Annotated in this window: 8 protein-coding genes; 2 read left to right on the forward strand and 6 right to left on the reverse strand. The window is 74.0% G+C overall.

Annotated elements, in window-relative coordinates; all coding sequences use genetic code 11:
- Nucleotides 1-9: 9 nt before the first annotated feature.
- The 4 genes from ACIA6T_RS19110 to fusA form a co-directional block, all read right to left on the reverse strand.
- Nucleotides 10-174, reverse strand: a complete 165-nt coding sequence (locus ACIA6T_RS19110) for a hypothetical protein (RefSeq protein ID WP_399447647.1) — start codon at nucleotides 172-174, stop codon at nucleotides 10-12.
- Nucleotides 175-335: 161 nt separating this feature from the next.
- Nucleotides 336-1154 (reverse strand): ABC transporter permease, encoded by an 819-nt coding sequence (locus tag ACIA6T_RS19115; RefSeq protein WP_399447713.1) that lies wholly within the window; start codon nucleotides 1152-1154, stop codon nucleotides 336-338.
- Between the two features lie 32 nt (nucleotides 1155-1186).
- On the reverse strand, nucleotides 1187-2155 hold the full coding sequence (locus ACIA6T_RS19120; RefSeq protein ID WP_399447648.1) for an ABC transporter ATP-binding protein: 969 nt from the start codon (nucleotides 2153-2155) through the stop codon (nucleotides 1187-1189).
- Between the two features lie 569 nt (nucleotides 2156-2724).
- The gene (gene fusA, locus ACIA6T_RS19125; protein WP_399447649.1) at nucleotides 2725-4776 is read right to left on the reverse strand and encodes an elongation factor G; all 2052 of its coding nucleotides are present in this window, start codon (nucleotides 4774-4776) and stop codon (nucleotides 2725-2727) included.
- Between the two features lie 479 nt (nucleotides 4777-5255).
- On the opposite strand from fusA, the gene ACIA6T_RS19130 reads away from it, so the two are divergent.
- Nucleotides 5256-6662 (forward strand): MFS transporter, encoded by a 1407-nt coding sequence (locus ACIA6T_RS19130; protein WP_399447650.1) that lies wholly within the window; start codon nucleotides 5256-5258, stop codon nucleotides 6660-6662.
- 333 nt (nucleotides 6663-6995) lie between these two features.
- Nucleotides 6996-8885 (forward strand): PQQ-binding-like beta-propeller repeat protein, encoded by a 1890-nt coding sequence (locus tag ACIA6T_RS19135; protein ID WP_399447651.1) that lies wholly within the window; start codon nucleotides 6996-6998, stop codon nucleotides 8883-8885.
- Nucleotides 8886-8983: 98 nt separating this feature from the next.
- Here ACIA6T_RS19135 and ACIA6T_RS19140 read toward each other — a convergent pair whose 3' ends face one another.
- Both ACIA6T_RS19140 and ACIA6T_RS19145 read right to left on the reverse strand, forming a co-directional pair.
- On the reverse strand, nucleotides 8984-10615 hold the full coding sequence (locus tag ACIA6T_RS19140) for an RNase H family protein (RefSeq protein WP_399447652.1): 1632 nt from the start codon (nucleotides 10613-10615) through the stop codon (nucleotides 8984-8986).
- Between the two features lie 163 nt (nucleotides 10616-10778).
- Nucleotides 10779-11576 carry a hypothetical protein gene (locus ACIA6T_RS19145; RefSeq protein ID WP_399447653.1) on the reverse strand — a complete coding sequence of 266 codons (798 nt, stop codon included), beginning with the start codon at nucleotides 11574-11576 and terminating at the stop codon, nucleotides 10779-10781.
- Between the last annotated feature and the right edge of the window lie 21 nt (nucleotides 11577-11597).

The raw sequence follows: 11597 nt of genomic DNA on the forward strand, positions 1-11597 counted from the left end.
GGCAAGCCCTCAGCCGTAACAGGCGGGCAAGGGCTCCAGGCCCTCCGGCGCCCCGTACTTGATGACCGCCGTGTACGCCTCCGCGATGTCGCAGCCCTTGTCGAACCACGGGAAGGCGAACAGGCTCCAGACCAGAAAGACGACGACAAGCGTCGAGCGCGTCCCCTTTGACATGTCTGCGTTGTTCCGCCCCACACAGCGGAACATGCCGTACCGCCTCCGATTCCGGGGCCGGGTGACGCGGACCTCCGTGGTGGCGGCTCCGGACGCACCGCGCCGTCGGCACCTGCGTGCGCGGTCCGGCCGGGAGCCGGTCCGGCATTCCCCGCCCGGCGCTAACCGACCCGCCGCATCGCCTTCAGGTGCCGCTCCGCCATCGTGGCCCCGGACTCCCGGCGGGCCGTCCTGCGCAGGACGGACGGAGCGAGGAGCAGCCCGGCGACCGCCCAGGCGCCCAGCACGCCCGCCGTCTCCAGGTACCGCCAGGATCCGCCGACCTCGGCGGCGACCGCCCCGGCCGGCAGCAGCGCGGCCCGCAGACCGAGGCCGAGCCAGTACACGGGGAAGACCTGCCCCACGATCTGCAGCCACTCGGGCAGCTTCGACAGCGGGAAGTAGATCCCGGAGATCACGATCAGCCCCATCACCGGAAGCATCAGCAGGCCGACGGTGCGCGGGCTGTCGACGAGCGAGCCGATGACGGCGCCCATCGGCAGGGTCGCCAGGAGGCCCAGCGGCACCACCCACACCAGCGTCAGCAACGCTCCGCCGCCCTGCCGGGCCACCCCGTCCACCAGGAACACGCCGACGACGAAGGGGAGCGCCATGGAGACGAGGGCCGTGCCCGACACCATGACGATCTTGCCGACCAGGTGGCCGACCATGCCGTGGGGCACGGCCTTGGCCCGCAGCAGCGTGCCGTCCTCGCGCTCGGTCGCGAGCAGCTGCGCCGTGGTCATCATCCCGGTGAACGCGAGCGTCATGCCCACCATGCTCGGCAGCATGAACGCACCGGCCGAGATGCCCGCGCCCTTCAGCCGCTCGTCCCTGGCCAGGAACAGCGGCACCATGAGCAGGACCGTCCAGAGCACGTACCCGAACACGTCCTGGCCCGAGGTGAAGGTCTGCCGGAGTTCCGTCCGGCCGCGCCGCACCCCCAGCCTCGCCGCGTACCACACCGGACTCGTCACGATCCCTCCCCGAAAGCGCGTGCCGCCGGCTCGCCGGGGCCGCTTCCCGTCTCCAGCTCCCGCACCATCGTCAGGTAGGTGTCCTCCAGGCTCGCCCGGCGCACCTCGAGACCGCCGATCGCCTCACCGTGCTCCTCGAACAGCCGGCGGACGAACCGGGTGGGTTCGGCCGTCGCCCGCTCGAAGGGCCGCCCGTCCCGGGTCCAGCGCACGGTGGCCTCCCCCGACGCCTGCCGGGACAGCTCCTCGGCCGAGCCGTCGGCGACGATCCGGCCACCGGCCAGGATGAGGATCCGGTCGGCGAGCTTCTCCGCCTCGGCGAGGTCGTGCGTGGTCAGCAGGACGGTGGTCCTCTCGTCCGCGAGCCCGCGCACCAGGCCGTGGAACTCGTTCCTGGCCTCCGGGTCCAGACCGGCGGTCGGCTCGTCCAGGAACAGCAGCTCGGGCCTGCCCACGATGCCGACGGCCACGTCGAGACGCCTGCGCTGGCCACCCGACAGGGTGCCGACCCGCTTGCCCGCCTGCGCGGTCAGTCCCACCGCGGCGATGAGCTCGTCGGTGTCCCACGGCCGCCGGACGAGGGCGGTGGAGTACGGCGCATAGTACGAGCCGAGGTGGGCCAGCAGCTCCCGCACCCGCCACTTGCCGTGGTCGCGCCAGGACTGCAGCACGATGCCCAGGCGTGCGCGCCACCGCTCGTCCCCGCGGGCCGGATCGGCACCGAGGACGGTCACGTCGCCGGCCGACCTCATCCGGAAGCCTTCCAGAACCTCGATCGTGGTCGTCTTGCCCGCGCCGTTCGGGCCGAGCAGCACGAGGACCTCACCCTGCCGGGCCATGAAGTCCACGCCTTTCAGAACCTCTTGGTCGCGGTAGCGCATCCGCAGGTCCCGTACGTCGATGACCGTGTCGCTCTCCGACGGCGGGCTGTTCCCCGCCCCGGACGAGACGTGAGCGGTCGTCATCGGTCTCCCTCCAGCCGTCTCGTGAGCCGTCCCCCGGGGGACCGAAGAGCGTACCGACGCCCGTGGTCGTGGAGCGCGTCACGATGGTGGTCGCCGTTGCCCGTCGGCAGCAGCCGTTCAGCCCTTCCCCGAACAAACACACTATCGAACGGCCCGGACTCCCGGTGTCGCTCCACCGGCCCGGCGAACCCTCCCGGTCACGGCACTGGTTCGAGCGGTGCTCCGCACGCAGGAAGAACGGCGGGCCGCGGAAGTCCCGGCGCTTCCGGTCGCCCGGGACCGCGGCGGCCACCGGCATGGTGGTCAGCGCCCGGCGCACCATCGTCGACCACACCTGGGTCCGGCGCGCCGACCACGGCGACGGCGTCGGTACGAGTGCGTCATCAACGACACCGGCGCACCGACGTCCGGCACCGGCACGGTGCCGTCCACGGTGGTGTCGTACCCCTGATCCCGGCGCCGGGGGCACGCCGATGGCCGACGCCGGCGGTCCGGGTGTGTGCGTACGGCGGTGGTGGCGGCCCCTCCCGGCCGAGTTGCGGGAGGGGCCGCCGTTCACTCCTTACCACTTACCGCGCGGGCGCGGGGGCCGGCGCGGGGGCGTAACCGGTGGGCCGGGTGGTGAAGGTGCCGCGGCCCTGGGTGCGGCTGCGCAACCGGGTCGCGTAGCCGAACAGTTCGGCCAGCGGCACGGTGGCGGTGACGACCGTCGCGCAGGCCCGGACGACCGAACCGGTCACCCTGCCGCGACGCGCGGCCAGATCGCCGAGCACCCCGCCCACCGCGTCCTCGGGCACGGTGACCGTGACCTCGACGACCGGCTCAAGGAGCACCATCGCGCAGGCCCGCAGGGCGTCCCGCAGTCCGAACCGGCCGGCGGTGCGGAACGCGGTGTCCGACGAGTCCTTCACATGGGTCGATCCGTCGGTGAGCGTGACACGGAGCCCGGTCACCGGGTGGCCGCCCGACGGCCCCTCGGCCAGGGCGTCCCGGCAGCCCGCCTCGACGGCACGGACGTACTCCTGCGGCACGCGCCCGCCGACGACGGTGGAGCGGAACTCGAAGCCGGACTCCGGGGAGTCCAGCGGTTCGACGTCGAGGACCACATGGGCGAACTGCCCCGCCCCGCCGTCCTGTTTGACGTGCCGGTACACGAACCCGGACACACCCCGGCCGACGGTCTCCCGGTGACTCACCCGGGGACGACCGACGTTGACGCCCAGCCCCTGCTCACGCCGGATCCTCTCCACCGCGACCTCCAGGTGCAGTTCGCCCATGCCGGAGAGCACCGTCTGGCCGGTCTCCGGGTCGGTGCGCACGACCAGCGAGGGGTCCTCCTCGGCGAGCCGCGCGAGTGCCGACGCCAGACGCCCGGTGTCGGTGCCCTTCAGTGCCTCGACGGCCACGGAGACGACCGGCTCGGCGACCCCCAAGGGCTCCAGGACGAGCGGGGCGTCCGGTGCGCACAGCGTGGAGCCGGCGCGGGCGGACCTGAGCCCGACCACGGCGACGATGTCCCCGGCGACCGCCCGGTCCAGCGGGGCGTGCCGGTCGGCCTGTACGCGCAGGATGCGCCCGATGCGTTCGGAGCGCCGCGCGGTGGCGTCCCACACCGTGTCCCCCTTCTCGATCGTTCCCGAGTACACCCGCAGGTAGGTCAGCCGCCCGGTGGCGGTGGCGTTCACCTTGAACGCGAGGGCGGCCAGCGGTGCCGCCGGGTCGGCGGCCCGCCGCTGTTCGGTGCCGTCGCCCTCGTGCGTACCGCGTACCGGCGGCACGTCGAGGGGTGACGGCAGGTAGGCGAGTACGGCGTCCAGCAGGGGTTCGACGCCGCGGTTGCGGTAGGCGGAGCCGCACAGGACGACGACGGCGTCACCGGTGCGGGTCAGGTCCCGCAGGGCTCCGGTGAGCGTGCCGGTGCCGAGCGCGCCGGTGTCGCAGAACTCCTCCAGCGCGCCCGGATGCAGCTCGGCTACGGCCTCCTCCAGCAGCCGGCGCCGTCTGCGCGCCTCCTCGCGCAGTTCGTCCGGCACCGGTGCGGCGTCGCGGGCCCGGCCCTCGTCGGTCCAGGTCAGGGCGCGCATGTGCAGCAGGTCGACGACGCCGGTGAAGGTGTCCTCCGCGCCGATCGGCAGCTGCACCGCCAGGGGTGCGGGGTGCAGCCGCTCCCGGACGGAGGCGACGGCGGCGTCCAGGTCGGCGCCGGCCCGGTCCATCTTGTTGACGAACGCGATCCGCGGCACACCGTGCCGGTCCGCCTGCCGCCACACCGACTCGCTCTGCGGCTCCACACCGGCGACCGCGTCGAACACGGCGACCGCGCCGTCGAGGACGCGCAGCGCGCGCTCCACCTCGTCGGCGAAGTCGACGTGGCCCGGGGTGTCGATGAGGTTGATCCGGTGTCCCTCCCAGGCGCAGCTGACGGCGGCGGCGAAGATGGTGATGCCCCGGTCGCGTTCCTGCGGGTCGAAGTCGGTGACGGTGGTGCCGTCGTGCACCTCACCGCGCTTGTGCGTGGTGCCGGTGGCGAACAGGATCCGCTCGGTGACGGTGGTCTTGCCGGCGTCGACGTGGGCGAGGATGCCCAGGTTGCGGACGGTGGTGAGGGAGTCGGTGCGCATGGCCCGTGGCCTTTCGGATGTTCCGGAGAAGGGCGGCGCGATGTCCCGGCGCACGGCGTCGTGCGCCCCTGGTCCGTGGGGCGTACGAGGCTCAGACGTGCGTCGCGGGCATCCGGTACCGGCCGCGCGGCGGGCACCGGAGGGCGGGAGACACCAGGATCACCACGGACCGGCGGGACCGGGAACGGGGAGCGGCAGCGGTGGCGTGGTCGCGCACGGCCGGTCTCCCCTCACTGGTCATGGATGCGCGGCCCGACGGCGGGCGGCGTCTGTGCGGTGAGTGTAGGAAGGAAGGGGAGGGCCGGGCCACGCAATATTCACGTCTCACATGTCGGTACGACGTTTCTGGCCAGTGAGATGTCTGAGATCGTTGTATGGCCCACACTGTTCGTGCGGCCTCCCGCGAGGTGGACGCGTGGCGCGGTGCGGGCCGCCGGTGTACGCCGCCGGTGACCGTTCCTCCCCGGAAAGACCGTGAAATGCCCGCACCAACCACCGGCCCGGCCCCCGTCAACTCTCGGTCCCGGGTCCTCATCGCGAGCCTCATCGGCACGACGATCGAGTTCTACGACTTCTACATCTACGCGACCGCCGCCGTCCTGGTCTTCCCCAAGCTCTTCTTCCCGAGCAGCGACCCGACGACGGCGCTGCTGTCGTCCTTCGCGGTGTTCGGCGCCGCGATGGTCGCCCGCCCGATCGGCGCCGTGGTCTTCGGACACCTCGGCGACCGGCTCGGCCGCAAGGGCACACTGGTGGCCTCGCTCCTCACCATGGGCATCGCCACCTTCCTCATCGGCGTGCTGCCCACCTACGCCCAGGCCGGCTGGGCCGCCACCGCGCTGCTGGTGCTGATGCGGCTCGCGCAGGGCTTCGCGCTCGGCGGCGAGTGGAGCGGCGCGGCCCTGGTCGCCACCGAGAACGCCCCGAAGGGCAAGCGCGCCCTCTACGGCACGTTCCCGCAGCTGGGCGCCCCGCTCGGCTTCATCATCGGCAACGGCCTCTTCCTGATCATCGGCGCGCTGCTGCCGTCCGCGGCGGGCGCCGACCCGTCCCAGCCCTCGGACGCCTTCCTGAGCTGGGGCTGGCGCATCCCGTTCCTGTTCTCCGCCGTGATGGTCGCGATCGGCCTGTGGGTGCGGATGCGCCTGGTGGAGGCGCCGGTCTTCTCCAGGACCCGCGAGGCCGGGCTGGTGCGGAAGCTGCCGCTGGCCACCGTCTTCCGCGGCCACTGGAAGCAGCTGGTCCTCGGCACCTTCTTCATGCTGGCGACGTACGTGCTCTTCTACCTGATGACCACGTTCTCGCTGAGCTACGGCCGTACGCCGGAGGACGCCGCCGTGCCCGGCCTGGGGTACAGCTACACCACCTTCGTCCTGATGATGATCTTCGGGGTGCTGTTCTTCGCCGTGTTCACCCTGGTCTCCGGCCCGCTCGCCGACAAGTACGGCCGGCGCTCCACGCTGATCCTGGTCACCGCCGGGATCCTGGTCTTCGGGCTGGCGTGGGTGCCGCTGATCGGCATGGGCACGCTCGGCGTGGTGCTGTGGCTGGTGCTCGGCTTCACGCTGATGGGCATGACGTTCGGCCCGATGGGCGCGCTGCTGCCGGAGCTCTTCCCGACGAGCGTGCGCTACACGGGCTCCGGGATCTCCTACAACGTCAGCTCGATCCTCGGCGCGGCCGTCGCCCCGTTCATAGCGGTCGCCCTGTGGGAGGCCGGTGACGGCTCGCCGTGGCTGGTCGGCGTCTACCTCTCCTCGATGGCGCTGCTGACCCTGGTGGCGCTGCTGCTGGGCAAGGAGACGAAGGACGTGGGGCTCGACGAGGGCGAAGCCGCCGGCGACCCCGGCCGGGACGAGGCCCCCGCCGCCACCGCGGCCCCCTGAACCGTCGGCGGTCCCGCCGAGGCCCTCCGCGCCCGCTGCACGGGCACGGAGGGCCTCGGTGTGTCCGCCCCCGCACGCGGGCGGACAGGGGCGTGGTCCGTGGCCGGCCGGCCACGCGGTTCCGTCCGGTGGCGCGTCGCCGGCCGTGCGTCGAGCGACCCGGGCCCAGTGCGGCCCGGACGGCCCCGGCCGGCTTCCAGGGACCGGCGAGCGCTCGTCGTGGCGGTCGCGGGACCGTACGCCCCGTACCGCCCGGCTTCCTCACCTCCCCCCGGATGACGCAGAAGCGGCTACGATCACCCGTCGACGAGCGACGGGGGGGGAGCCTGAGCCGTGCGTGAGGGAGAGAGGGAGCGGCGTGGCGGAGGCGACGCCACGCCACGCCGCGTCGGACCGTACGTCCTGGAACGGCTGCTCGGCGAAGGGGGGATGGGGGAGGTCCACCTCGCCCGGAGGGCCGACTCGGGCGGCGGCCCCCCGGTGGCGCTGAAGGTCGTACGCGCCCGGTTCGCCCACGACCTCTTCTCCCTCGGCGGCGTGCTGCTGTTCGCGGCGACCGGCCGTGACCCCTTCGGCGAGGGCCCGCCGGCCGTGCTGGCGTACCGGACCGTGTACGAGGAACCGGAATTCGACGGCCTGCCCGGGGAGCTGACCGCGCTCGTACGGCGCTGCCTGGCCAAGGACCCCGCGTTGAGGCCCGCTCCGCGCGAGGTGATCGCCGCCGCCCGTGCCGCGCAGTCGCGCCTGCGCGTCGGCTCCGGTCCGGTTCCCGCCCGCACGGCCGGGGAGCCCACGTCGTACCGCATCGCCCCGCCCGCGCCCCCGGCCGTCCCCGGCTCCCGCCCGGATCCGGGGGCGGCCGCCGGGCCGCCACCGCGTCCGCGGCGCCGTCGCAGGGCGCTCACCACCGCGACGGCCGCGGCGGCTGTCGTCGCGCTGGCCGTCGCGGGCGTGATCCACCTGCCGGACCTGGTCGAGGAGAACCGGAGCGCGGGCGGCGCGACCGGCAAGCCGTCCGGCGTCGGTCCCGCCGCCGACGGCGCCGACCCGCTCCCCGACGTCACCGCGAAGGGCGACCGCCGGGTCGCGTGGACCGCGCAGCCGGGGGTTTCCGAGGTCGACTCGGAAATCATGGGTGCCTGGCTGACACCCGAGGCGCTGGTACGCATCGACGCCTCCGGGATCCGGGGCTTCGCCCCACGCACCGGAACCTCCGAGTGGACCGTCCCACCGCCCGCCAAGGGCCTCGTTCCCTGCGGGGCCTCGGACGCCGGGACGGCGACCAGCGGCGGCGTGGGACTCGTCAGGTTCGGCAGGGCCTACACCTCGCCCGCCGTCTGCGACGTCGCCGCGGCCCTGGACAGCGGCACCGGCAGACTGCTGTGGCACCGGCGGGTCGGTGAGGCCCCGCGGCACGTCGCCTCGGTCTCCGGCGACGTGATGGTGGTGTCCGGCGAGAAGGGCCTCCTCGGGCTCGACCGGGCCACCGGCAAGCCGGTCTGGACGTACCCCTGGACCCGGGGGAACTGCGAAGTGGACGACGTGGTCCCCGGCGTGCGCACGATCGCCGTGTCCGACACGTGCGACCAGGAGGACCTCGACACCAGACGCGTCGTCGAACTCGACGTCGTCACCGGCGAGGTCCGCGCCACCCATGGGATCGAGCGGAGCGGGGCCACACCCGTGGGGATCGTGACGGCCGAGCCCGTCGTGGCCCACTACGCCGACCCGTCCGGCGACGAGTACCTGAGCGTCCTCGGATCCGCCGGCGGGAAGCCGCTCGACCTGCCGGTCGAGCAGTCCTTCGGCACCCTGCGGCTCTCCAGGCCCCTCGTCGGGCGGAACGTGCTGGTGCTGGAGGCGCGGTCGGGCCCGGCCGGCCTCGCCCGGGGACTGGCGGCGATCGACCTCGGCACGGGAAAGGTCCGCTGGCACACCGCCCTGCGGGAGGAGGTCCTCGAACTCGCCCCGCTGCGGATCCAGGGCGACTCGCTGTACGCCGTGGAGGGTGAGGACACGGAGGACCTCGGCGACTGGTTGTTCGCCGTACGGCGCCGCTCCCTGGCCGACGGCTCCGTGACCGGGACCGGCGGGCTTCCCGCCGCCTACCAGCGGAACCACCCCGACCGGCTGCTCGCCTCCGGTGGCCTCGTCGTCCAGGTCAACTCGTCCGACGAGTACGGCCTCGCGGCCTTCGACACCGCGGCGGGCGGTGGTTCGTGAGCGCCGCGGCCCGCCGGCGGCGCCGTCCGTGTCGATGTGCGGGTACGAGGGGCGAAGGAGGCCGTGGGGCTCGGTGACTGCCGCCTCGGGCCGTGGACTCAGGCGGCGGCCGGGAGGGGACCGGCCGCGGCGCCGAGCGAGCGCAGGATCCGTGCCTCCTCCTTGCGGGCGGCGGCGGGAAGGATCCGGCCGGTGGCGCGGCGGAGGGCGAGGCGGGCGAAGGCGTCGGCGGTCTCGTTGAGGTCGTGTCCGATGTGGCCCTTCAGCCAGCGGACCTGGACACGGTGGCGGTGGCGCACCAGGCGGGCCATCAGCTGCCGGCTCTCCGGGAAGAGGAGGGTGCGGTGGGCGGCCGACGGGTCGGCGGAGCGCAGGGCCGCGTCGACCGCGCCGACCGCCTCGGTGCTGTCGCACAGCAGCACCACGGGTGCCTCCTCGTGGTGTTCGAGGAGGCTGAGGGCAGCCGCGCAGACACCGATGACTTCGGCCTCACCGCTGCTCGAGGCCAGGGAGTCGCCGTGTCCGGTGGTCCCGTCCTCGGCCGCCCAGCCGTAGCCGCACCGTGCGGACTCGTCACCGACGGCGGCGTCGGCGACGGCCACGACGGCGGTGTCGGGAAGGTCGGCGAGCAGGGCGTAGCGGTCCACGTCGGCCGGGAGCGTCGCCGTCGGCTGTTCGCCGTCACCCTCCTCGTCCGTGTCGGCGGGAGGGGCGTCGGCGAGGACGGCGGCGAGAGCGCGGTGACAGTGCGGGCAGCCGTCGGCCCGCTCGGGGCAGTGCGCGCGGTGCCTCGCGGTCAGTCCGCGCACGCCGTGCCACATCTCGGGCTCGGCGTCGGCGAAGCGCGCGAGGGCCGCGGCGCGGCACTGCGCGACGAGCTCCGCGAAGGGTCCCGTGGTGACGCAGTCCCGCATCCGGTCGTGGAGGTCCGCGGCCCGCAGCAGGGCTTCGCGGGAACGGGCGGCGAGGACCGCGGTGTCCTGGTAGGCGTCGTCCAGGGCGTCGAGCCGGGTGCGCCGTGCGGGGAGAGGGCAGGCGAGTGCGTCCCGCTCGGCCCGGCCGATCGCGTAACGGCCCCAGGCCAGCGCGGCGCGGGCGTGGCGGCTCCACCGTTCGACCACCGCGTCGTGCGGGAGGTACGGGTTCTCCTCCTCCCGGGCGTCGCGCAGGAGGGCCTGCACGAAGGCGTCGTCGTCGCAGTCCCGCAGGTCGCGCACCGGTGCCGGTGGTTCACCGCCTGCCGTCTTCCGGTCCCAGGCCCACTGCGCGAGGTCGCTCTCCGGCGCCTGCGGTGCGCCGTCCGGCAGTCCCCTGTCGCGGAGTTCCTGCCGCAGGGCCTCGTCGAAGGCCGTCGCGAACGCCGTGCGCGCCACCCTCAGCTCCAGTGTGTCCACCGGCCGGGAGCGGCCGGCGAGGCGACGGGCGCGCTGCTCCTTGTACCGGGCCTCCGCCTGCGACCGGGCGCGTCGCACCCTGCGCGCGTGTGCGCGCAGCCGTCGCAGCCGCTCGGGGGGCTGCACCGAGAGTTCCGCGCGCCGGACGGCGCCGCGGGCGAGGACGTCGGCGTGGGCGAGGACGACGGTGACGGGACCGGCGAGCGAGGCGTGCTCCAGGGCTGCGGCCGTCTCCGGAGCGCAGGTCCCGTTCATGCGGGCGAGGACGGCCTCCTGCAGGGCGGTGAAGTCGTCGGCGAGGCGGCGGGGCAGCTCGGTCTGCTCGGTGATCGTCACGGTGACCTCCCAGGTCGCGGGTGGTGGTGAGCGGGGCCGTACAAGGTGTGCGGGCGGGCCCGTGGGCCCGGCACCGGGGTGCGTTCGATGCCGGTGGAGACGTGGGCCCGCCGCCGTGCGGAGGCGACGACGGCACCCGGCGGGGTCCCGTCCGCGGTCCGGGCTACCGCACCTGGCCGGTGAAGATGGCGGTGCGGTACCAGCCGGAGTCGGAGCTGTCGGTCGGCGTGATCTCGATCTGGGCGCTCCTGGCCGTCTTGGGGAACACGCAGGCCGCCTTCCAGGTCTGCGACTTGCCCGGCAGCAGGTGCGTGTCCGGCGCGCCGTCGAAGCCCGCGTCCGTGTCGAAGATCTCCTCGGCGCCGTCCGGGCAGGACAGGCTGACCAGGGCCAAGTCGATCGTGGACTCGGAGCCGTTCCGCAGGGTGACGGAGAAGGCCAGGTAGGGCTCGCCGGCCGGGCTGGCGTACTCGCCGGAGGTGCCCCGGCCGAAGCCGCTCAGGTGCGCCTTGACGCCGTTGTTCCACGTGGCGGTCTTGTCCAGCGCTACGACGAAGGTGTCGCCGTCGGAGTCGTCCTGGGCGTCCTGGGTCTCCTGCGCGTCCTCGGCGCTCCGGGTGTCCTGCGAGGCGCTGACGGTGGCCGCCGGTGGCGCGGTGTCGGTCTGGGTGCCGCCGGTGGTGGAGCAGGCGGACAGGGAGCAGCCCACGGCTGCCGCGGCCGCGGCGAGGACGGCCCTGCGCGGGCGGGCCAGGGGCGCCGTGATCAGCGTGCGGAGCGTCGAGGCGCCGCGGGTGAGCCGTGCTCCGCGCCACGACGGCTTCCGCCCGTCCGACGACCGCGCGGGAGCGGGGGGCGTCTGCGACGTCGCCTCCGGCGTGTCCGTGGAGGCGGCGGAGACGGAACGCGGGAACGAAGGGGAGGGGGAGGAGGGCGTGCCGGAGATGTTCGGGTAGCTCATGGGGCCATTCCTTGTACGGAT

The sequence above is a fragment of the Streptomyces sp. NPDC051740 genome, assembly GCF_044453165.1.
Taxonomy (GTDB): Bacteria; Actinomycetota; Actinomycetes; order Streptomycetales; family Streptomycetaceae; genus Streptomyces; species Streptomyces atrovirens.